This is a genomic window from Paenibacillus sp. FSL K6-1330, assembly GCF_037976825.1.
Lineage (GTDB): Bacteria > Bacillota > Bacilli > Paenibacillales > Paenibacillaceae > Paenibacillus_AQ.
The window spans coordinates 2,810,562-2,831,589 of sequence record NZ_CP150269.1 but is presented as its reverse complement, the minus strand read 5'-3'; the positions used below and the strand labels follow the sequence as shown (position 1 = coordinate 2,831,589).

The window sequence follows — 21,028 nt, the reverse complement described above, 5'->3', positions numbered from 1 at the left end:
CATAAACCAATTAGATATTTACTGATAACTCAAATAAGGAGGATTTATTATGAGTGAGGTACGCAACAAAGCACAACTCGCCAAGCAGGCAGCATTTCGTCTTGGCAGACTGAGCACGGAGGAGAAAAACCAGGCTTTGCTGATCATGGCAGACGCCCTGATCCAGCGGACAGCAGATATCATGGAAGCGAACGCGGAGGATCTTCGCCGTGGGAAAGAGCTCGGCACCTCTGCCTCCCTGCTGGACCGGCTGGCACTGAATGAAGCTCGAATCGAGGACATTGCCGAAGGATTGCGCCAAATCGTTAAGCTGCCGGACCCGATCGGCGACACCCTGGAAACGATCGACCGCCCGAACGGTCTGAACATCGTCAAGAAGCGCGTTCCCCTTGGTGTGATTGGCATCATTTATGAAGCACGTCCCAACGTGACCGTTGATGCAGGCGGGCTATGCTTGAAGACGGGCAATGCGGTCGTGCTGCGCGGTGGTTCATCCGCCCTCTCCTCCAACCGCAAAATTATCGAGGTGCTTCACGAAGCTATGGAGCGCACCACACTGCCTAAAGATGCGCTACAGCTTATCGAGGATCCGAACCGTTCCTCCGTGGATGAAATGCTGAAGCTCAACGGACTGCTGGATGTCATCATCCCGCGCGGTGGCAGCTCGCTGATCCAGAATGTTGTGATGAACGCCACGGTACCAGTCATCGAAACCGGAGCAGGGATATGCCATACCTATCTGGATGTTTCGGCAGCCCCGGACATGGCGGCCGCCATCAGTATCAATGCCAAGGTGCAGCGCCCTTCGGTCTGCAATTCCATGGAAACCCTGCTCGTCCATGCGGATTATGCCAAATCGCATTTGACTGCGCTGGCCGAAGCATTCCGTGAGCGTAATGTCGAGCTGCGCGGATGCCAGCGTACCCTGGATTACGTTCCGTGGGCTGCAAAAGCCACGTCTGATGATTACGCTACCGAGTATAACGACTATATTTTGAACCTTAAAATTGTAGATCACCTGGATGAGGCCATTGAGCATATTTCGATTTATGGCACCAAGCATTCGGAATGTATCGTTACGGAGAATAAGGATCATGCGCAGCGCTTCTTGCAGGAAGTAGACGCAGCCGCTGTCTATCATAACGCATCGACCCGCTTCACCGATGGCTTTGAATTTGGCTTCGGCGCCGAAATCGGGATCAGTACCCAGAAGCTGCATGCCCGAGGACCTATGGGGTTACCCGCGCTTACTTCCTCCAAATATGTTATTATCGGTAGTGGTCAAATACGCGAATAAATCATTCATCTAAAGCCATGAAGGAGGAAATAACGATGTGCCAATCCCCGCAGAACCGACCTTTAATAGATAAAGCAATTACCTTCTACGGCGCCGGCTCGATGGCCGAAGCGATCGTACGAGGATTAGTGAGCCGTTCTGTCGTGCTTCCGGAGAATATTACGATGCTCAACCGAAGCAATGTTCAGCGCCTTCAGGAACTGAGTGAGCGGTACGGCGTCCAGATCAACAATGACGATGCCGCTAAAATCGAAATTCTAAAAACTTCGCCGGTGATCGTGCTTGCCATGAAACCGAAGGATGCTGCTAAAGCGCTGAAAGAACTGGGACCGAAGCTCTCAAGCGATCAATTAATTATCTCCGTAATCGCCGGATTATCGATTTATACGACACAGACGCTGCTTGGAAACCGTCAACCCATTGCACGCACAATGCCGAATACATCTGCCTCAATCGGACTTGGTTCCACAGGAATCGCGTTCTCGAAGGAAATCAGCGAAGAACAGCGCCAACTGGTCATGACTTTGTTCGAAGCTGTTGGTAATGTAACGGTCATTGAAGAAGAGAAGATGGATATCCTGACCGGTATATCCGGTAGTGGACCGGCTTACTTCTATTACATGATGGAAGCCATGACTGCCGCGGGGATCCGCGGCGGCCTGACGCAGGAGCAAAGTCGCGAGTTGACGCTCCAAACCATTCTGGGCGCGGCCCGGATGGTGCAGCAGACCGGAGAACAGCCTTCATCGCTTCGCGCGAAAATCACATCGCCGAACGGTTCAACACAAGCGGCCCTCGAAACGCTCGACAAAGGCGATTTCTTCGAAACCGTCATTGCCGCCGTAAACCGCTGCGCTGAGCGCTCCAAAGAAATGGGCGCCATGCTGAAGGAGCAGATCTCATGAGCCGCTGTATCGCAACGTACCGAATCTATGACGACCAGGCGGATTTTCGTAAGAAAGCGACTTCCATCGCCGTTGGCATGACGGTTGGCAGCTGGACCGAGCTGCCGCAAGCCAAGCGTGAAGCGATGCAGAAGCATCTTGGCGAAGTGGTTGACATTCAGGTTCACGAGGGCTGGGAGCCAGGCAGTCGTTATGCGGATGTCAGCATTGCTTATCCGGATATTAATTTCAGCCGGGATATTCCTGCCCTACTGGTGACGGTATTCGGCAAAATTTCCATGGACGGACGCATTAAACTGACATCCCTGGATTTGTCTCCCGACTTCCTGAGTGCGTTTCCCGGACCGAAGTATGGCATCGACGGTATTCGCGATCTTCTTGGCGTCCATGACCGTCCGCTGCTCATGAGCATCTTCAAATCGGTGATCGGACTGAATGCGGACGAGCTTAGAGCCCAATTTATCCGTCAGGCGCTTGGTGGCGTGGATCTCATCAAAGATGATGAAATCCTGTTCGAGAACGACCTCACCCCGATTGAAAAACGGGTAAGCATGTGCATCCAGGCGGCTGCTGACGTTGAACAACAAACTGGCAAAAAGCTGCTCTATGCAGCCAATCTAACCGGCCGGACGTCACAGCTGCGTGAGCAAGCGCTGCGCGCTATTGATGCTGGCGCTAACGCCCTGCTCTTTAACGTGCTGTCCTATGGGTATGACGTTTTGCACGAGCTAAGCAGCGATCCGGATATCATCGTGCCTATCGCGGCTCATCCTGCACTTGCCGGCGCCATTTATCCTTCTCCATACTATGGAATAACGGCTCCGGTGCTGCTCGGCCAGCTGATGCGGATTGCCGGCGCGGATCTGGTGCTCTTCCCTTCTCCTTACGGATCTGTAACGATGCCAAGAGAAGAGAATCTGGCCATACGCGACGAGCTGCATAGCGCTAAACTTGGCGTGAAACGAAGCATGCCGGTACCATCCGCAGGAATTCATCCGGGACTCGTTCCACGCATTATCCGGGACTTCGGCACCGATGTGGTCGTTAACGCAGGCGGTGGAATCCACGGGCATCCAATGGGAACCGAAGCTGGCGGCAAAGCCTTTGTACAAGCGATTGAGGCAACGATGAAATCCGTGCCGCTCGCTCACTTTGCCGAAGAACACGAAGAGTTGAAAGCCGCACTGGACATCTGGGGAGGAGAAGTATGACATCTGGAGAGAAACAGCCGATCATTTTTTGCGATTTCGACGGAACCATCACGAACACCGATAATATTGTAGCCATCATGAAGCACTTCAAGCCGGAAGGCTTTGAGTCGATCATGCAGGATACACTAGACCGCACTATTTCTATACGGGAAGGCGTAGGCCGCATGTTCGCCCTCTTCCCTTCCTCCATGAGAGAAGAAATTACCGATTATGTTCTAAGCCATGCAGGGATTCGGGAAGGCTTCAGTGCATTCCTGGATTATTTAAAATCCGAACATATTGAATTTTACGTTACAAGTGGCGGCATCGATTTTTTTGTCGATCCTCTGTTGAGGCCCTTTGGCATTCCTGCAGACCATATCTTCTGCAACGGCTCCAATTTCGAAGGTGCTCACATCGAGATAACTTGGCCTCATCCTTGCAAGGAATCCTGCCAGAACGACTGCGGCATGTGCAAGGTTACGGTGATGGACCGTTTTCCGACCGATCGGTATTACCGGATTCTGATCGGGGACAGCCTTACCGACTTCGAAGGCGCCAAACAGGCGGATCTGGTTTATTCCCGTTCCTCGCTCACTGAGCAGTGCAAGAAGCTTGGCGTTCATCATGTACCCTTCGAGACATTTACCGATATTCAGAACGACATGAGAGACAAGTTTAAACAGGAGGTGCTGTAAGTGGCATTTTCAGATATCCAGCTTGAACAGAAACAGGCTGCCCTGCGGGATCTTAGAGGAATTAAGGAACTGTTTGCTTCTAGAAACTGGTTCCCGGGTACCAGCGGTAATCTATCTGTCCGTGTTGGCGAGTTCAACCCAGAGCAGTTTTATTTTGCGGTGACAGCCAGTGGTAAAGACAAGTCGGTACATACGCCCGAAGATTATCTTTTTGTGGATCAGAACGGCGTACCTTGTGAAGCCACCGGATTAAAGCCTAGTGCGGAAACTTTGATACACTGCGAAATTTATCGCAAAACCGGTTGCGGCGCCATTTTCCATGTGCACACCATCGATAACAATCTGATCAGCGACTGGTATGGTGAACAAGGCTATGTCCCTGCCCAAGGAATCGAGCTGATCAAGGCCTTTAACATTTGGGATGAGGACGCGGCGATTCGCATTCCGATCCTGCCGAACTATGCAGACATTCCGCGGATTGCGGAACTCGTTCCGGATGCGCTTGATCCGGCGGTACCCGGCATTTTGCTGCGCAACCACGGCATCTATGCCTGGGGCAAAAACGCGTTCGAAGCAAAGAAACATCTGGAGGCTTTTGAGTTTATATTCGAATACTCCTACCGTCGTCTGCTCTTGAATGCAGCCGGTTCCAAGGTGAATTAAATCCATATTTGCAGATACAGAGCTTGATCAGCCGGATGCACGGTGATCCAACGTCTTCAATGTGCATCCGGCGTTATCTTTCCGTTAGGAGTGTATAGGGATGCTCGAAAGTTTAGCCATTGGCATCGTATTTATTTTGTATGGTTTGGTCCTCTTTTTGCTTCCGCCTAAAAGTTCCAAGAGCATTTATGCTTATAAAACTACGTCATCTCTCAAAAATGAACGAAACTTTAAAGTTGCCAATGCCTATGTCAGTTTGCTGCTGATGATCTTTGGGGTCATCCTGCTGCTGATCGCCAGGCTTACCGGCCATTTCATGACCACCGGTATTGCAACCGTGATCGTCTTTATCCTAATATACATACTCGTTGAACGAAAACTAAAAAACCTGTAAAACGATTCCAAATCGTTTACAGGTTTTTTCTTTATTTGGATTATAGCCGATTCTGCTGATGCTCCTTTAAAGAGATCGAAGGCGCAGGTACCTGATCCGGTGATGAATAAACATTGAAGATAAACAAACATGTCACAACAAATAGAGTAATGTACAACAGGTAATACAGATTCTTGGCCACGATATCTCCCTCCATATCTCGTTCATATCCATTTTGATTAGATCGGATCCACTTGATCCAATGAATGTTATTAGCAATACATATGTACAGCAGGCAGACTCGCCTAACTGCTGCGGTCTCTAATGATCACTTTAACTGCAGAAGGCACGGATAACGTCACATCAAGTTGTGAGAAGGATCCCCGAAAAGTATAGCGCGGGGGATCATTCAGCTGGACATATAGAATGTTTCCCGACTGTTTAATCTGAATCATCGACGGCAACTCGGTCGTACTCCACATTTTGATATCTTCCGTCCGCAGGCTGCCAAAAATCAGCATCTCCTTTGAACTCGAAGCATCTTGTTGGATATTGTGGTTGTAACTGCCCTGAACAATGACTTTTTTAACCCCGTCCGGGATTGTTATCTTCTGATCCGGTAACGGAATCGTTTGCTGCACGGACATCGTCTCACGGCGAATCTGATCCAGTAAACCCGTCGCACTCAGCGCTCCCATGCTGATACAGCAGAAAGCCAGAAAACCGATGAGAAGAATGCTGAATATATCATACTTGACCCAACCGCGTCTCCGAAAAATCAGCGAGTAGCTGACGATCTCGGCACCTAACAGAACAAATACGATCGGCCACCATCTTGCCGCGGAGCTGTACACCTCTACCCCTTTCCAGGCGGAGGACAAGACAAGCAAGCCAAGCACGAGCAAGGAGAGTCCCATCGAGAGCGTACCCACTCTCCATTGTCGTGCAGACTTCGATGGAGGGCTTCCCAGATCATAAATGGACATATCATTCGTTGTCGGTATCATAATATGAACGCCCTCCTCTCAATGCATCCTTTTTCGAGCCAGTCATCAGCTTGATTCCACCTCCGATGAGAAGTACGGCGATAATCGCGGTCTTCAAATAGGAACGAATGCGGTAATCCAGCTGCAATTGAGGGAAATGTGTATCGATATAAGGCATCACCACGCTGGTAAATACGAAATAGATACCAAGTACGAGCAGTCCAAGCCCGAGCCAGCGCTGCTGATTCCCAAGGCCTGAGATGATCGGTCGATCACGCAGCGGCTCCCTGCCGTAACGGCTTACTTGCTGCAGACCGTCAAAGAATGCATAAAACCAGATCAGCGGAATCAAGAACAGAAACAGCGACAGCTTGAGTACATCCAGCACATAGATGCTGCCAAGAAATAGGACCATGAGCTGCAGTCCGCGTTTTTGCAATCCCAAATACATTTGACCCGCTCCGGGGAAGGCCGATAACAAGGTGGCAAACACTTTACTCCGCCGTCCGCTCTCCCGGCCGCTCTCGAGCTCATCAAACAGCGTGCGATCGAAAAGTAATTCTCCAGCTTGCTTGCGGTGAACCAGCTGAACCACATCAAACATACAATAGAGCCAAATGATGGGCAGCATGCCCAGGAACAGCAGGAATACCGATTCATGAGTCAAGCCCGTCAAGAACAGCAGAATCGTCCCAAGTCCGAAGAATGCGATCAGGAACGACAACCCGCGCTGCATCAATCCCAGTTGAAAATGCCCCAAACCGGGAATGAAGGACAGCAGTATGGTATAAAAGCGTTCAGACTCATCACTCTTTTCCTGGCGAATCTCCATCGGCCGTCCATATTCATCGTGTATAATTGTTACAGGCGTATATCGGATTAAGGCAATTAGCAGGTCGAGCATGCTAATCCCCCAGATCATTAATGCTCCGAGAATTCCGAGCGCAAAAGCCGCATCGGAAGCCGTCATGATCCCGAGCACAAATCCGCCAAACAAGCTACCGAAGAACAAGAACGGATATAGCAGGGCACGTCCCTTTCTCCCCCAATAATAATGGCCGAGGCCCGGAAGGATATTTAATATAAAGGCAAACCCTTTACTTTTTTGCGGTTGCACAAGGCATCTTCCTTTCATTTTTCTTATCGGGATAATAGCTGGTCAAGCCAGCCTGTTGTTTTTTCCACCCATTGTTTACTGTAAGAAGGTGTTTCAGATAATGGAACCTCACTGTTCATATCGCCGGGAAGAAGTCGGTCAAATGCCCCGGTGAAGAGGAACAGCATGGTAATGGAAGCGGCAATGGTGTAGTGAACGATCGCGCGTTCGTACCATCGCTTTGGACGTTCCTGAATCCGCAGCGGTGCTTTATGGGTGTAAGGCTTAATTTGTTCGTGTTCCAGCACCTGCTGGGTAAATGCTTCCACGTCTGAGAGGCTAGGGAGTTCGGAATCAAGCTCCGCCAGTACCTGCATATAGATCTCCAGCACGCTGTCATCCAATAACATGAGCTCTTCATAAGAAGACCGTTCTTCTACCGAGCCTTCTCCTCTAACATATCGTTCCGTCAGCATCTTAAGCTCGTTACCCTTTACGTTCATTTCCATTCCTCCTCCTTCCACGATTTCCGAATCCATTGTCTGGCCCGGTATAATTTCGATTCCACCGTCTTGACCGTGACATCCATCTCGGCTGCGATTTGTTCGTAGTTTTTCTCTTCCAAATAAAAAGCCGTTATAATGGCGCGGTGATTGTCCGGCAATTGTTTAATTTTCTCTCGAAGTTCCTCTCTTCTCTCCTTCTGTACGAGCAGAGAAACCACGTCTTCGTCCCGGGAAGGAAGTTTATCCAGCACTTCATCATGTTCGCCGTGCAGCTGCTCCGGCGGTTTACGGGAAAGCTTCCTCTTCATATCAATCGCTTTATTTAGCGTGATGCGTGTAATCCAGGTTTTAAACCCTTCAGATCGGTACTGGGGGAGAGCTTTGTATACTTGAATAAACACTTCCTGCGACGCATCTTCCGCTTCCTTGGCATCCCGCAGGACCGAGTATGCCGTATGGAACACGTGCTGGCTGTAGTCGTTCACCAGTTCCCGAAAGGCTTCTTGATCCCCTTGTAGGATGCGCGTGATTAACGTTTCAGCATCAATAACTCTCCCCTCCTTCCCAAATACATAGACGTCAGCTTTGAAAGCTGCCCCTGCACTTTTTTCGAAAAAAAATTTTGGATAATATAAAAAAAAGACCAATACAGCCTGTCCCATAGTCTGCCCATACCGGCGAAAACAAAAAAAGAACGTCTATCGACGCCCTTTGGAAAGTGACAGGATCATGCCGCTAAGAACAAATAGAACATTCATCACAAAATGCATAACCATCACGGGAACTAGACCTTTCGAACGAATAGCCACGCCATAGATAGATGGAATGAAGTCCATTGAACCCATACGATGGTGGCGATCATGATGATCAAGCAGGTTGATAAATCCACCTGGGCGATTCGTTACTTGCAAGCTTTTCTCACCCATTCTGTAATACGTATTATGATACCCTTCTATAATGACCGGATCAACTAGAGATTTGCACCTCATCTATTTCTAATGGCTCCACCACATTCAGCAGAAACGAACGCCCGCTCAAATATTCACGGATATAGGCTAGCGCATAGATTTGCTCACTCTTTAGACTTTCTATCTCTCTTGGGTTGGAGGCATGGTGGCTGTAGTTCTCCATCATAATCATGATGAAAAAGCACTCCAGTGACTGAATATAATCCGAGCCCAACTTCCGCACGCTTTCATATCCTTGAAGCACTTTAAATCGTTGGTTCGGAACAAGTGACAACATGACCGCTGCCAGATCGTAAAGAAAAAAACCGTAGCCACACCTACCGAAATCAATCGGGTGAGGAAGGCCACCTTCAAACACCACATTCCCCAGATGTAAATCGGCATGAATGAGGCCATAATTCCAATCATCAGTCTTCATCTGATCAAGCTGGGATAAAACCTTTTCAGCTGCGAGTTGATACAGTGACCACGAGACTTCTGACAAAAAAGTTCCTGCATATCGCTCCAACTTGACGAGTGCTTCTCTATAGCTGTTCATCCCCCATATGGGTCTCCGGGAATCAGAAGAACTTTCGAAGCCGAGTGCCACTTCATGTAGTCTGGCTATCAAGACACCTACCTGATATGCTTGATCTTCTGTAAGTCTTTCATGGGCATGCACACCATCCACCCATTTCATCACGGTGACATAAGGAGATCTGAATCTATGCTCCGTACCGATTTTCAACAATCTTAATCCATTTGGAGTGGTTATACCTGACGGCACTTTGATACCTGCGGTAATAAGGGCATCCAGGAATTGAAGCTCCAGGTCTATTTCATTACAGGACCGTCGATCCGAATGAATTCTCAATAAGTATGTTTCATTTAAATTTGTCCTAACTTGATATGTAATTGTGTCCGAAATACCGATAAACTCAATCTCAACCCATCTCAGGTTATATTGCTGAAGTGCCGATATCGCAACCCTCTTGGCTCTAGCGAGCAGGGCACACCGTTGTTCTTCTGTTGCAAATTGAAAAAAATCATTCATGAACTCACCTCTGCTCTATCGTTTGAACGTTCTTCCAATGATTATAATTCCCCAGCATCTGCCCTTCCTATATAAGGATTGATTTAAAATGACTTTTATACATAAGAAAAAGCCACATCAGAATCGTTCCAATGTGACTTTGTATTACTTGTTTTTGGTATATACGATTTTCTTGATGGAATCGCAGGATAAACAAAATTGAGAAGAAAGCTGATCAATCGTAGCGCCCGACGCAAACAACTGCCGGATTTCCAGGTTTCTTTTTTTCAAATACACCCGGCTGCCCGAGTTTTCTCCCCATTTCTTGCGCAATCCTTCAGGTTTAGGGATGTACACCATCCCGCCCTGTACATATTTCTGTACTTCCTTCAACAATTCCTCTGGAAGGATAATATCCGCGTTTATATATTTCATGGTAGCTCTGCTCCTTAAAATTAAAATAAAGGTTTTAAGGATGCAAAGTCCATTAGATAAACGGCCTCTCTACACGAGGTAATCAGGCGGTAACTTTCTCATCGCTCCATGCAAACAACCGCCGTTGTTCATCAAATAGACTTTGCATAGAGCTCATTGTCAATCTTCCCTTCATGTTCAGGCCCTCCCTTCAAAATAATGACATTCCGACTGGTTATGACCATTATAACCGATGTTACGCGAAAAATCGAAGTGATCTGTCTCATCTACAAGCCGATTTCAAACCGCCAAGCTGGCAAACGACCGAAACATCTCCTCCACGGTGTTGAAACAATAGGTTGGCTGGCATGCCGCCAGCTCTTCCTCGGAACCATAACCATAGCCTGCAGCGATGCTGTGTATCCCGCAGTTCCGGGCTCCAATCAGATCATGCTTCCGGTCTCCAATCATAACGGCTCCAGGCGTCTGAATACGGCACGTATTCAGAACATGTTGAATGATTTCGGTCTTGGCGGACCGGGTGCCGTCCAACTCGCTTCCACACACCATGGAAAAATAAGCGGATAGCTGAAAATGCTCTAGAACCGTTTCGGCAAAATCCGTAGGTTTGGAGGTAGCGACATACAAGCGGCGCCCTTGGGATAACAGCAAATCCAATAATTCGCGTATGCCGCCATACACCTCATTCTCATAAAGGCCGGTGTCCTTGTAATATTCACGGTAGCTAAGAACGGCTTCCCATGCCTTGGCTTCACTAAAATGATATTTCTCGATGAAGGACGCCTGGAGCGGGGGACCGATAAAACATTCCAGCTCGGAAAGATCACTTACATTAATCCCATGTTTACCGAGTGCGTACTTCACGGCTTTCGTAATGCCTTCACGCGGATCCGTCAAAGTGCCATCCAAATCAAATAGAATATGATTGTATCTCATTCGATCATTCTCCTTCAAACATGATTCCTAAGCCAGATCCTTGATTTCCAGGAGATCCCTGATCGTATAAGCAGGTCGATGATGATCACTTAAAACGCCCCCCCGGCGATTATAATAACAAAAATCAATTCCGGCTCTCGTTGCTCCTTCATAATCATCCGTAAGCGAATCCCCTATATACAGCACTTCGTCTGGACCCACCTCCAATTCCTGCAAAGCGAGTTCAAAGATCTGCGGGTCCGGCTTCCAGCACTTCACCTCATCCGAAATGATAAAGGAGTCAAAATAATGAAACAATCCTCCTGTTGTCAGGCGTTTACGCTGTGCTTCGCCAATGCCGTTAGATATCACCCCTAGCGTAACATCGCCATGCAGGTGTTCTAAAATAAGATCGGCATTCGGCTCCATATGGTTGGAACTGCAAAACAACCCCCAGTAGGTTTCTGAGATCTCCCGGAACTGACGAAATTCCCGCTTCAACCTCAGGAATGTGTCCGTGAAGGAATGCTCCAGCACCTGCCTGATATCGTGATTGTTCTGAATTCGGTTCATCCAATAATTAAAATTAATCGGTCCAAACGTGCTCCAGAATTCCTCCCACGTCAGTTCCTCATGCAGCCGGTAGTGCTCCAGGGCCTGCTGCATACATGTCCTTTCACTCTGACTATAATCTAATAACGTGTTATCCAGATCAAAAATAATGGCCTTGTATCTCATCTCCAACTCCCCTTCCGGCCGATGCTGCAACTATATGCATTCGCTAATCCGGAAAGGTTCTCCTGCTAATCATGGGACTTAAACTGCGTTACATATAGAATAGATATTACACATAAAAAAGCACGCCCATAAGGACGTGCTTTTCATCTATCTTCCGATATTTCTGAATTTCTGCGTATAGGCCTTGGCATCCTGTGCGGTACGCACCCGATTGCGGCTCCATTCAAGCAGGATCCGGTCAATGTAGCGGAAATGCAGTTTGCCCGCAAACACCGCTTCTTTCAGAGCCAAGAGGATCAACTCGTCCGGATAGCGATCCGCATCAACCCAGCCGGAGATCGTTTCCAGCTCCATGGGCGATAACGGACGGCCAAACTCTTTTTCGAAAATGGTGAACAAATTCCGCTCTTCCTTCTCAGAAACGGGATTCCCCGATGCAGTTGATTTGTCGGTAGCAGGACGGGCATTCAACAGCGGAGACGCAAACTTGGTTCCATCAGGGGTCTTTTCCTTGTGCTCTTCAGCCAGACACGAAGCGAGCTTCTCATACAATCCGTGGAGATTGTAGCGCTCGTAATGAATCCCCTGTGTTTCGTCCACATACTCATCAATTCCAATCAGCCCTACCTTCATCAAGCGCTGCAAGCTGGTAGCGATGAATCCGGTGGGAGCCCCCGTCACTTCCGCAAGTTCCTCCAGCGAAGGAAACGTCTTGAACTCCACCTGCTGATAACCAATCAAATGGATCACCAGCATGGCTTCACGGTCGCTTAACCCAAGTGACCGGTAATGCCGGAGCAAGGCGTAAGGAATGATCGCCATTCCTTGGCTCATGCCGGCAGCGGCGCCGGCCGTCCAGCCATTCACATCCGTGTCCACGTTACCGTCGTGGTCCATAGACTTACCTCTCACGGCTTACGGATACAACCGGTACAGGGTCCGTGGGAACGGAATCGTTTCACGCACATGGTCCAAGCCGCAAATCCAGGCAACGGTACGCTCAAGACCTAAACCGAAGCCGGAATGAGGCACGGTGCCGTATTTACGCAAATCCATATACCATTGATAGGTTTCCATCGACAGATCATGCTCCTTGAAGCGCTCTTCAAGCAGCTGTGGATCGTCTATCCGCTGCGATCCGCCAATAATCTCGCCATAACCTTCCGGAGCGATCATATCCGCACAAAGTACGACTTCCGGACGATTCGGATCCGGCTTCATATAGAAAGCCTTGATTCCCGCCGGGTAGTGCGTAATAAAGACCGGTTTGTCATACTTCTCAGCAATAGCTGTTTCGTGGGGCGCGCCAAAGTCTTCACCCCAAGGAATATCAAAATCTTGCGTATGCAGGAATTCAATGGCCTCATCGTACGTAATCCGCGGAAATGGTGCCTGGATCGCCTCCAGCTTCGAAATGTCGCGACCGATCGTTTCAAGCTCCTGGCGGCAGTTTTTAACCACGGATTGCACCACATGACTAATGAACTGCTCCTGCACGCGAAGGCTCTCCTCATGGTCTGTGAAGGCCATCTCAGGCTCAATCATCCAGAACTCGATCAGGTGACGGCGGGTTTTGGACTTCTCGGCACGGAACGTCGGCCCGAAGGAGTATACCTTACCGAGCGCCATGGCGGCAGCTTCCATGTACAACTGTCCGCTCTGGGTCAAATAGGCATCCTCATCAAAATACTTCGTGTGGAACAGGTTGGTTGTACCCTCCGCGGAAGTTGGGGTCAAAATCGGCGGATCCACAAGCGTAAATCCATTGGTATCAAAGTAATCTTGAACCGCACGGATAATTTCAGCACGGATCACCATGATCGCACGTTGTTTCTGTGTACGAAGCCACAGATGACGATGGTCCATCAAATAATCGACACCATGCTCTTTAGGCGTAATCGGATAGTTTTCCGTAAGATGTATAATTTCAATGCCGGTAACCGTCATCTCATAACCCGATTGGCTCCGCGGCTCTTCACGTATAACACCCGTCACATACAAAGAGCTTTCTTGTGTCAGGCTTTTCGCGTCATCCCATACTTGTTCGGATACTTCGCTCTTCACAACAACACCCTGGATATATCCGGACCCATCGCGAAGCTGCAGGAATTGAATCTTCCCGCTGGAACGCTTGTTGTTGATCCAGGCGCCGATTGTGACGGTCTCACCGACATGCTGGTTGACGTTACGAATCACACTTTTGGTGGCCATGCTTAAATCTCTCCCTTATATCACTACTATTTAACGGTTGGAAGCTTGTACGATACGATGCGTATCCCGAGCAATAACCAGTTCTTCGTTGGTAGGGACCACAAGTACCTCGACCTTCGAATTCGCCGCAGAAATACGGCGTGGCTCGCCGGAACGAATGCTGTTCAGCTCCTCATCCAATTCTACTCCGAGATAGGTAAGCTGCTCAAGCACTCTTTGACGAAGGACGATCGAATTCTCGCCGACGCCCGCAGTAAATACAATGACATCCACGCCATTCATGGCAGCAGCGTAAGACCCGATGTATTTACGAACACGATACTCATACATTTCAAAGGCCAACGTGGAGCTCGGATCGCCTTTTTCCATGCCTTCCGTAATCTCACGCATATCACTGCTGATTCCGGAGATAGCCAACAGTCCGCTATGCTTGTTCAGCATGGAGTTCACTTCATTGACGGTCAGCTCTTCCTTGTTCATTACAAACGGTACGATTGCCGGGTCCAAATCACCGCTGCGCGTACCCATCATGAGCCCTTCCAGCGGGGTCATCCCCATGGAAGTGTCGATGGATTTCCCGCCTTTTACTGCTGTCAGGGAAGCACCGTTACCGATATGGCAGGTAATGATCTTCAGATCCTCCAGTGGCCGGTTCAGGAATTCTGCCGCTGCCTGGCTGACATAGGCGTGAGATGTACCGTGCGCACCGTAACGACGTACTTTATATTTATTATAAAGTACTCTCGGAATAGCGTACAGGTATGATTTCTCCGGCATCGTCTGATGGAACGCCGTATCAAATACAACGACCTGCGGAACGCCCGGCATATTGGTTTCTGCTGCCTTAATCCCCATCATCGATGCGGGATTGTGCAGCGGAGCCAAATCGAACAAGCGACGGATTTCCGCTTTGGCATCACTGTCAACGAGCGCAGATTCTTTAAAAGATTCCCCGCCGTGCACTACGCGGTGTCCAACGGCCTGAATGCTTTCGATAGAATCGATCACACCGTGCTCCTCGTTTGTAAGCATGCCCAGCACTTTGCGGATCGCCGTGGTATGCTCCAGAATTTCGCTGACTTCCGTAACATCCTGTTTTCCCGTCGGCTTATGCGTCAGAATCGAGGAATCCATACCGATCCGCTCAACCAAGCCTTTTGCCAATACGGATTCATCCGTCATGTTGTACAGTTGATACTTCAGTGAAGAACTACCTGCATTAATTACGAGAATATTCATACCCGGTCACCATCCTTATCGTACTTGAAAAAGCCTTCTCCGGTTTTGACGCCCAGTTGCCCTGCGCGGACCAGTTTCTTCAAGACAATCGATGGACGGTATTTCAGTTCGCCGTACTCGCGGAACATGCGTTCCAGCGCAGCGAGGATGGAATCCAAGCCGAAACGGTCGGCCATCTCAAGCGGTCCATGCTGGAAGTTATATCCGATTCTCATCGCGTCATCGATATCTTCCGCCGAAGCCACGCCTTCCTGCAGCAGATGCATCGCTTCGTTGATCATGAGGGTAATCATGCGGGTTGTAACGAAACCTGGAGACTCATACACCATGATGCCTTTTTTATCCGAAACTTCTTCAACAAAGCGTTTTGTTTCTGTAAACGTATGTTCCGAAGTTTTCAGGCCGCGGATGATTTCAACAAGGTCTACCTTGGAAACAGGATGAATGAAGTGCATGCCAATAACACGCTCAGGATATTTGGTAGAGCTGGCGAGCTCTGTCAAACTAAGCGTGGATGTATTACTTGCTAATATCACATGGCTCGGACATACTTGATCAAGCTGTGAAAATACCTCTTTCTTCGCTTCCAAGTCCTCTATTATGGTCTCAATCACCATATCGCAGGTGCTAAGCTCGGCAAAATGAGTTACTTTTTGAATCCGGTTCAGTATAAGTTTCTTCTCTGCCTGGGTAATTCCCCACTTCTCCAATTGTTTATCTAGACTGGTCTCGATCATTCGGTATGAATAGTCCAGTTTCTCTGGAGTTTTCTCTACGAGCAGTACGTCAAGACCTTTGGCTGCCAGCATCTCCGCAATGCCCTGCCCCATAGTCCCGCCGCCTACAACGCCGATTTTTTTGAAGTACATGGTTTCTACTCCACCCTTTCCTTATCTCTATACTTTATTGTACCCCATTTGTCGAAAAATACATTTTCAGAGCACAAAGTATAATAATATCTTAGCACGACAAAAAAGTAAAAAAAAATAACCAGCATAACAATTTATGCTGGTAAAAGCGCGTTTTCACGAAATTGACAACGAAATTGTTCCCCAGAGAGGATTTCTTCCTTTAAAAGGATATCAAGAGAATTGTCGAATATTGGCCGTTTTTGTCCCAAGAGATTCTTAGTGCGGTTCATTAACTCTTCCAAAATCACATTATTCTCTTTCATTAACTCTTCAGTTGTTACCATATTCATGTTAACAATGCCCAGCGACGTCAAACCCGACTTCATCATCGTCTCCACGATGTTCAGCGATTGCTCAAAGTCATTGCTTGAACCTGTGCTTCGACCCCCGTAAAAGATCTCTTCGGCGGCCGCACCGCCAAGCGCGATCATAATTTGCTCTTCCAGGAAGGATTTTGTGTACAGATATTGTTCCTCCTGCGGGTTATGACGAACATAACCAAGTGCCTTACCACGCGGGCTGAGGGCAACTTGTTTCACACTGCCGGGACGCACAAGCTCTGCCATGATAGCATGTCCCAATTCATGGATGGCAACGCGCTTCTTCTCTTCTAAATTCGATTCGCGATCAGAACGCTCACCCATCATGACCTTGTCAATCGCCATGGACAAGTGACGCTGATGGATAAACTGCTCATTCTCACGCATCGTATAAATGGCTGCTTCATTCATGACGCTCTCAAGCTGTGCACCCGAGAAGCCGTAAGCTTCCTCGGCGATTTTCTCCAAGTCAACATCTTCATGCAGCGGCTTATTACCCGCATGCAGATTCAAGATATGAGTGCGTCCCTTCTTATCCGGAAGATCTACTTGAATATGACGGTCGAATCGGCCTGGACGCAGCAGTGCGCTATCCAGCATTTCTTTCCGGTTTGTTGCGGCGATAACCAGAATGCGAGGAGTATCCTGTGAATAGATGCCATCCATCTCGGTTAGCAGCTGATTCAGCGTCTGGTCATACTCGCGCTGCTGGCCGCCTTCGCGTTTACCGCCAATGACATCGATCTCATCGATGAAGATGATGGCGTTTTGTTTGTTTTCTTTTGTCGCACGATTCCGGGCATCCTTAAACAAATCCCGGATGCGCCCCGCACCAACACCGACGTACATCTCAACAAATTCACTGCCGGATGCAGCAACAAAGATCGAATCCGTATAATGGGCAGCGGCTTTCGCCATCAACGTCTTCCCTGTTCCCGGAGGCCCGGTTAGGAGAATGCCCTTCAATGGACGAATGCCGAATTTCTTAATGTCTTCATGACGAATCAGAAAATCCAATGCTTCTCGCAGTTCTTGTTTAGCATTATCCTGCCCGCCGATTTCTTCGAACGTCAGCTTGGCAGGTCCGCTCTTTTTCCGCTTGCGCTCATTCCCTGCGCCTACAGCAATACCGCCTTTCATTTTAGCGATAAACAACAAGCCGCCTACAAGTCCTGCAGCGATGAGCAAGGGCACGATGTTCACACCGACAAATACAAGGAATACCAGTAATACGGGAATAAAGCCTAACATGATTTCTTTAGCTAATTTAGGCATGATTCCACACCTCCATGCTGCCAGGCTGACGCGGCAAGATTATAAATTTACCAGACTTGCCGTCTGACAAGCTGACATAGACATTGGTGTCATCGATGGTTGCTTTTGCTTTCAAATTCGGAGACTGGGCAGCAAGCTGCTCGAGCGATGATTGAATATCAGTATACTGCTTATTATCCATTGCTTCGGCGACTGAGAGCATGGCCTTCTCCCACCATTGATCCAGTGCTTCCGAGGAATGGTCCTCCACCTGGATTTTCAATTCCCGCTTGCCAATCACAGACTTGCCTTCCTTCTTAATATGCTGAACCAAACCTTGTAAATTTGTATCTGGAGCCAAATCGAGATTCAAAGTAACGGTATTCTGTTTAATATCTATATGAGAATCCTTCACGCCGTCATATTGCGACACAACATTTGCCAGCGGATTTTGCAAAGCCATCTGCCGATACAGAAACCATCCGCCAAAGAGAACCGATGCTGAGATCACGACAGTCAGCATGATAGGTACAATGCGTAGTTTCATGAAGTTCCTCCTTCATTTCCTATATGAAATTTTGTCTATCATTTTGCGACATAATAGTACATATAACAATGATATATTGCGATGCATGTAATTTATATGCTCGTTTTGTACAAGTACGAGTATATCACATCTTATATACTTTTTCATGCATGTCTGTGAAAATATTTAGAACAGTTTTTCCATATTCTTTCTGAATACGCTTACATATCGGAGAAAAAGAGAGGCACCCTATGGATTTTAAAGGGCGCCTCTCTTTCTGTATTTTTATTGATTTGGAAGAATAATGTCATTCCCGATGGTGTTACCATCCTGAAAACGATAAAACCGATAGCCGCGCTGACCGTTGTGTTCATACTGCAGCTGCCATGCATACTCGCCCTCATACATTCCAGGCAGCAACCGCTTAATTTCAACGCCAGGCAATTCGTTATAGATCTGATCCCGCATCTGGGCTTCTGACATTCCCGTTTTCAATAAAACGGACTGGACAGCGTCAGCACCTTCAACAGGTACGTTGTCATCCGTAAATTTCACCCATACCATACGATCTTGATTGTCTTGATCCTTCCCGCTTACTACCCAATAGTTATTATCCTCGCCCCACACCGATTTATAGGTCTTCCCGGATGTAACCAATTGGCCATGCTGCTTCGCGGCAACAATTGCCATTCTTTCTTCATTCCAAGTATCTTTCATAACATATGAATAATAGAGCTGTAAACCAAGCAGCAACAGCAGCACGCTGGACACACTCAGCAAAATCCACTTCGTTTTTTTCTTCAAATCCGTCTTCCTCGCTCCCCTTGATTATTCCCTAGAGGGTTGTAAGACGCTCAAAGGCACGCTGCGCTTCCCGGCGGATACGTTCCTCATCAAGAGTAAGACTCGCGCCATTCTTCACTACCTGCTTGCCGTCAACCCATACATGCTCTACATCCTTCGCACTGGCTGAGTAGATAGCGTGTGAAATATAATCGGTCCGTGGAAGGAAGTGCGCTTGATCCGTGTTCAGTGCGATCATATCTGCTTTCATTCCTACCGCAAGTGTGCCGATATCCTCAATGAACGCCGATCGGGCTCCATACTCTGTTCCCATCCGAAGCGCTTCGGATGCTGGAATGGCTGTTGGGTCCCCGCTTACCCCTTTATGGATCAGTGCAGCCAGTCGCATCTCTTCAAACATATCCAGGTTATTGTTACTCGCAGGTCCATCGGTACCCAGCGACACCGTTACGCCGGCTTTCAGCAGTGCAGGCACGCGAGCGATGCCGCTGGCAAGCTTCAAATTGCTGCCTGGATTATGCGACACCATAACTTGATGCTTGGCCAGGATTTCGATTTCTTCATCGGTCAGATGGACGGCATGCGCAAGCAGCGTTGGACGGGAGAACATGCCAAGCTTCTCCAAATGGGCAACAGGGCGAAGTCCGTAGTCTTTTACATTCTGAGCTACTTCCGTTTCCGTTTCGGACATATGCGTATGCAAAGGCAGATTCAAATCATGCGATGCCTGAACGAATTTTTCGATGAAATCCGGGGGGCACGTATAAGGTGCATGCGGGGAAATCATCGTCGTAATTCTCCCGTCAGCCTTGCCATGCCAGTCTTTTGCGAATGCCACCGCCTCATCCAGCTTCTGCTGCTGCACCTCAGGCGGACACAATCCGATGACGCCGCGCATCAGGACGCCGCGCATTCCTGAGTCCTGCACAACCTTGGCAACCTGATCCATATGATCATACATATCCACAAATGTCGTGGTTCCGCCTTTGATCATCTCCAGCACGGAGAGTGCGGTTCCCCAGTATACATCGTCGGCCGTGAATTTGGCTTCCATAGGCCACATTTTTTCCTGAAGCCATACCTGCAGTGTCAGATCGTCGCCATAACCGCGGAGCAGGGACATCGCCGCATGTCCGTGCGTGTTCACTAACCCCGGTAGGAAAAACAGATGAGTTCCGTCGATAACTTCTGTTCCCTCTTGGACGGTTGGCTCTTCTTCACCCAGATAGGTTATCCGGTCATTCTCCACAACCATATATCCGCGTAACACGGATCTTCCTTCCTCTAATACCGCAAACGTTCCGTTCTTAACCATCCACTTCGTTATCGTCATGTGCTGCATCCTCCTTGCCGTTATCCAAATAATAGGCCAAACTCTGCAAATCTGTAGTAAAATCAGCCGTATGAATCCGGATATGGGATGGGGCTTTCAGGATGGTTGGCGCAAAATTCAGGATAGCCTCGATGCCTGCGGCGATAAGCTGATTGGCTACATTCTGCGCTTCAAAATCCGGAACGGTGATTATCCCGATACGAATGCCGTACTCATGAACCGTCTTCTCCAGTTCCTCCATCGGCTGTACAACCAAATTGTTAATTTTCATACCAACTTTGGGAGAATACGAATCGAAAACCGCCACAATCTTCATATTGTCCTTCAGAAATGCATTGTAATTCGATAATGCATGTCCAAGATTACCGGCCCCAATCAATGCGACATTGATCTTCTGGTCCAGCTTTAGAATCTGGCGAATTTTCTCGATCAGATAAGATACGTCATATCCGATCCCTTTCCGTCCAAAATCACCGAAATACGCTAGGTCCTTACGAATTTGAGCAGGATTGAGGTCCAGTTTTTGTCCCAGTTCCTGGGAGGAAACCGTGGAGACCTCCCTTTTCTGAAGCTCATTCAAATAGCGCAAGTATACAGGTAATCTGCGGACCACGGCTTCCGAAATTTTTTCCGATTTCATTCATGCTC

The 21,028-nt window shown here is 48.4% G+C and carries 25 protein-coding genes; 6 read left to right on the top strand and 19 right to left on the bottom strand.

Annotation, left to right across the window (positions count from 1 at the left end; all coding sequences use genetic code 11):
- Positions 1-49 precede the first annotated feature (49 nt).
- The 6 genes from NYE54_RS12905 (at position 50) to NYE54_RS12880 (ending at position 5,147) form a co-directional block, all read left to right on the top strand.
- The gene (locus tag NYE54_RS12905) at positions 50-1,297 is read left to right on the top strand and encodes a glutamate-5-semialdehyde dehydrogenase (RefSeq protein ID WP_339272217.1); all 1,248 of its coding nucleotides are present in this window, start codon (positions 50-52) and stop codon (positions 1,295-1,297) included.
- A 35-nt stretch (positions 1,298-1,332) separates the two neighbouring features.
- Positions 1,333-2,202, top strand: a complete 870-nt coding sequence (proC, locus tag NYE54_RS12900; protein ID WP_339272215.1) for a pyrroline-5-carboxylate reductase — start codon at positions 1,333-1,335, stop codon at positions 2,200-2,202.
- Positions 2,199-3,413, top strand: coding sequence for a 2,3-diketo-5-methylthiopentyl-1-phosphate enolase (locus tag NYE54_RS12895; RefSeq protein ID WP_339272213.1), 1,215 nt, complete (start codon positions 2,199-2,201; stop codon positions 3,411-3,413). The genes proC and NYE54_RS12895 overlap by 4 nt, the downstream gene beginning before the upstream one ends.
- On the top strand, positions 3,410-4,090 hold the full coding sequence (locus tag NYE54_RS12890) for a 2-hydroxy-3-keto-5-methylthiopentenyl-1-phosphate phosphatase (protein WP_339272211.1): 681 nt from the start codon (positions 3,410-3,412) through the stop codon (positions 4,088-4,090). Before NYE54_RS12895 ends, NYE54_RS12890 begins: the two co-directional genes overlap by 4 nt.
- Positions 4,091-4,753 carry a methylthioribulose 1-phosphate dehydratase gene (locus NYE54_RS12885; protein ID WP_339272209.1) on the top strand — a complete coding sequence of 221 codons (663 nt, stop codon included), beginning with the start codon at positions 4,091-4,093 and terminating at the stop codon, positions 4,751-4,753.
- Between the two features lie 100 nt (positions 4,754-4,853).
- On the top strand, positions 4,854-5,147 hold the full coding sequence (locus tag NYE54_RS12880) for an SdpI family protein (protein ID WP_098743061.1): 294 nt from the start codon (positions 4,854-4,856) through the stop codon (positions 5,145-5,147).
- A 40-nt stretch (positions 5,148-5,187) separates the two neighbouring features.
- Here the strand turns inward: NYE54_RS12880 and NYE54_RS12875 are convergent, their stop codons facing one another.
- The 19 genes from NYE54_RS12875 to NYE54_RS12785 form a co-directional block, all read right to left on the bottom strand.
- Positions 5,188-5,328, bottom strand: coding sequence for a hypothetical protein (locus NYE54_RS12875; protein WP_339272208.1), 141 nt, complete (start codon positions 5,326-5,328; stop codon positions 5,188-5,190).
- Between the two features lie 103 nt (positions 5,329-5,431).
- A complete protein-coding gene (locus tag NYE54_RS12870; protein ID WP_339272206.1) occupies positions 5,432-6,133 on the bottom strand; it encodes a hypothetical protein in 702 nt (233 codons plus the stop codon).
- Positions 6,114-7,229 carry a hypothetical protein gene (locus NYE54_RS12865; protein WP_339272204.1) on the bottom strand — a complete coding sequence of 372 codons (1,116 nt, stop codon included), beginning with the start codon at positions 7,227-7,229 and terminating at the stop codon, positions 6,114-6,116. Before NYE54_RS12865 ends, NYE54_RS12870 begins: the two co-directional genes overlap by 20 nt.
- Before the next feature lie 23 nt (positions 7,230-7,252).
- Complete coding sequence (locus NYE54_RS12860) at positions 7,253-7,711, bottom strand: hypothetical protein (protein WP_339272202.1); 459 nt, start codon at positions 7,709-7,711, stop codon at positions 7,253-7,255.
- Entirely contained in the window at positions 7,708-8,376 is a 669-nt protein-coding gene (locus NYE54_RS12855) for an RNA polymerase sigma factor (RefSeq protein ID WP_339272200.1), read from the bottom strand. Before NYE54_RS12855 ends, NYE54_RS12860 begins: the two co-directional genes overlap by 4 nt.
- Before the next feature lie 36 nt (positions 8,377-8,412).
- Complete coding sequence (locus NYE54_RS12850) at positions 8,413-8,625, bottom strand: hypothetical protein (protein ID WP_339272198.1); 213 nt, start codon at positions 8,623-8,625, stop codon at positions 8,413-8,415.
- Positions 8,626-8,680: 55 nt separating this feature from the next.
- Positions 8,681-9,715, bottom strand: coding sequence for a phosphotransferase (locus NYE54_RS12845; RefSeq protein ID WP_339272196.1), 1,035 nt, complete (start codon positions 9,713-9,715; stop codon positions 8,681-8,683).
- A 144-nt stretch (positions 9,716-9,859) separates the two neighbouring features.
- On the bottom strand, positions 9,860-10,129 hold the full coding sequence (locus tag NYE54_RS12840; RefSeq protein WP_071218363.1) for a CD3324 family protein: 270 nt from the start codon (positions 10,127-10,129) through the stop codon (positions 9,860-9,862).
- Positions 10,130-10,408: 279 nt separating this feature from the next.
- On the bottom strand, positions 10,409-11,065 hold the full coding sequence (locus NYE54_RS12835) for an HAD family hydrolase (protein WP_339272195.1): 657 nt from the start codon (positions 11,063-11,065) through the stop codon (positions 10,409-10,411).
- Positions 11,066-11,092: 27 nt separating this feature from the next.
- Positions 11,093-11,782, bottom strand: a complete 690-nt coding sequence (locus NYE54_RS12830; RefSeq protein WP_339272193.1) for an HAD family hydrolase — start codon at positions 11,780-11,782, stop codon at positions 11,093-11,095.
- A 147-nt stretch (positions 11,783-11,929) separates the two neighbouring features.
- On the bottom strand, positions 11,930-12,679 hold the full coding sequence (locus NYE54_RS12825; protein WP_076321006.1) for a DnaD domain-containing protein: 750 nt from the start codon (positions 12,677-12,679) through the stop codon (positions 11,930-11,932).
- A gap of 18 nt (positions 12,680-12,697) precedes the next feature.
- Positions 12,698-13,993 (bottom strand): asparagine--tRNA ligase, encoded by a 1,296-nt coding sequence (gene asnS, locus NYE54_RS12820; RefSeq protein WP_076321005.1) that lies wholly within the window; start codon positions 13,991-13,993, stop codon positions 12,698-12,700.
- Positions 13,994-14,023: 30 nt separating this feature from the next.
- On the bottom strand, positions 14,024-15,232 hold the full coding sequence (locus tag NYE54_RS12815) for an acetate kinase (RefSeq protein ID WP_076321004.1): 1,209 nt from the start codon (positions 15,230-15,232) through the stop codon (positions 14,024-14,026).
- Positions 15,229-16,101: a 3-hydroxyacyl-CoA dehydrogenase NAD-binding domain-containing protein gene (locus tag NYE54_RS12810; RefSeq protein ID WP_076321003.1), complete on the bottom strand. Its 873-nt coding sequence runs from the start codon at positions 16,099-16,101 to the stop codon at positions 15,229-15,231. The genes NYE54_RS12815 and NYE54_RS12810 overlap by 4 nt, the downstream gene beginning before the upstream one ends.
- A gap of 134 nt (positions 16,102-16,235) precedes the next feature.
- Complete coding sequence (locus tag NYE54_RS12805; RefSeq protein WP_076321002.1) at positions 16,236-17,738, bottom strand: AAA family ATPase; 1,503 nt, start codon at positions 17,736-17,738, stop codon at positions 16,236-16,238.
- Entirely contained in the window at positions 17,731-18,264 is a 534-nt protein-coding gene (locus NYE54_RS12800; RefSeq protein ID WP_076321001.1) for a hypothetical protein, read from the bottom strand. The genes NYE54_RS12805 and NYE54_RS12800 overlap by 8 nt, the downstream gene beginning before the upstream one ends.
- A 264-nt stretch (positions 18,265-18,528) precedes the next feature.
- Complete coding sequence (locus tag NYE54_RS12795; RefSeq protein ID WP_076321000.1) at positions 18,529-19,047, bottom strand: DUF5590 domain-containing protein; 519 nt, start codon at positions 19,045-19,047, stop codon at positions 18,529-18,531.
- Between the two features lie 31 nt (positions 19,048-19,078).
- Positions 19,079-20,380 carry an amidohydrolase gene (locus NYE54_RS12790; RefSeq protein ID WP_339272191.1) on the bottom strand — a complete coding sequence of 434 codons (1,302 nt, stop codon included), beginning with the start codon at positions 20,378-20,380 and terminating at the stop codon, positions 19,079-19,081.
- A complete protein-coding gene (locus NYE54_RS12785) occupies positions 20,355-21,020 on the bottom strand; it encodes a redox-sensing transcriptional repressor Rex (RefSeq protein WP_076320998.1) in 666 nt (221 codons plus the stop codon). The genes NYE54_RS12790 and NYE54_RS12785 overlap by 26 nt, the downstream gene beginning before the upstream one ends.
- Positions 21,021-21,028: the final 8 nt, after the last annotated feature.

Excerpts from the sequence above, each read along its gene's own strand:
- NYE54_RS12905 (WP_339272217.1), top strand. The coding sequence starts at position 50 with ATGAGTGAGGTACGCAACAAAGCACAACTCGCCAAGCAGGCAGCATTT.
- proC (WP_339272215.1), top strand. The coding sequence starts at position 1,333 with ATGTGCCAATCCCCGCAGAACCGACCTTTAATAGATAAAGCAATTACC.
- NYE54_RS12895 (WP_339272213.1), top strand. The coding sequence starts at position 2,199 with ATGAGCCGCTGTATCGCAACGTACCGAATCTATGACGACCAGGCGGAT.
- NYE54_RS12890 (WP_339272211.1), top strand. The coding sequence starts at position 3,410 with ATGACATCTGGAGAGAAACAGCCGATCATTTTTTGCGATTTCGACGGA.
- NYE54_RS12880 (WP_098743061.1), top strand. The coding sequence starts at position 4,854 with ATGCTCGAAAGTTTAGCCATTGGCATCGTATTTATTTTGTATGGTTTG.
- NYE54_RS12870 (WP_339272206.1), bottom strand. The coding sequence starts at position 6,133 with ATGATACCGACAACGAATGATATGTCCATTTATGATCTGGGAAGCCCT.
- NYE54_RS12860 (WP_339272202.1), bottom strand. The coding sequence starts at position 7,711 with ATGAACGTAAAGGGTAACGAGCTTAAGATGCTGACGGAACGATATGTT.
- NYE54_RS12855 (WP_339272200.1), bottom strand. The coding sequence starts at position 8,376 with ATGGGACAGGCTGTATTGGTCTTTTTTTTATATTATCCAAAATTTTTT.
- NYE54_RS12845 (WP_339272196.1), bottom strand. The coding sequence starts at position 9,715 with ATGAATGATTTTTTTCAATTTGCAACAGAAGAACAACGGTGTGCCCTG.
- NYE54_RS12840 (WP_071218363.1), bottom strand. The coding sequence starts at position 10,129 with ATGAAATATATAAACGCGGATATTATCCTTCCAGAGGAATTGTTGAAG.
- NYE54_RS12835 (WP_339272195.1), bottom strand. The coding sequence starts at position 11,065 with ATGAGATACAATCATATTCTATTTGATTTGGATGGCACTTTGACGGAT.
- NYE54_RS12830 (WP_339272193.1), bottom strand. The coding sequence starts at position 11,782 with ATGAGATACAAGGCCATTATTTTTGATCTGGATAACACGTTATTAGAT.
- NYE54_RS12825 (WP_076321006.1), bottom strand. The coding sequence starts at position 12,679 with ATGGACCACGACGGTAACGTGGACACGGATGTGAATGGCTGGACGGCC.
- asnS (WP_076321005.1), bottom strand. The coding sequence starts at position 13,993 with ATGGCCACCAAAAGTGTGATTCGTAACGTCAACCAGCATGTCGGTGAG.
- NYE54_RS12815 (WP_076321004.1), bottom strand. The coding sequence starts at position 15,232 with ATGAATATTCTCGTAATTAATGCAGGTAGTTCTTCACTGAAGTATCAA.
- NYE54_RS12810 (WP_076321003.1), bottom strand. The coding sequence starts at position 16,101 with ATGTACTTCAAAAAAATCGGCGTTGTAGGCGGCGGGACTATGGGGCAG.
- NYE54_RS12805 (WP_076321002.1), bottom strand. The coding sequence starts at position 17,738 with ATGCCTAAATTAGCTAAAGAAATCATGTTAGGCTTTATTCCCGTATTA.
- NYE54_RS12800 (WP_076321001.1), bottom strand. The coding sequence starts at position 18,264 with ATGAAACTACGCATTGTACCTATCATGCTGACTGTCGTGATCTCAGCA.
- NYE54_RS12790 (WP_339272191.1), bottom strand. The coding sequence starts at position 20,380 with ATGACGATAACGAAGTGGATGGTTAAGAACGGAACGTTTGCGGTATTA.
- NYE54_RS12785 (WP_076320998.1), bottom strand. The coding sequence starts at position 21,020 with ATGAAATCGGAAAAAATTTCGGAAGCCGTGGTCCGCAGATTACCTGTA.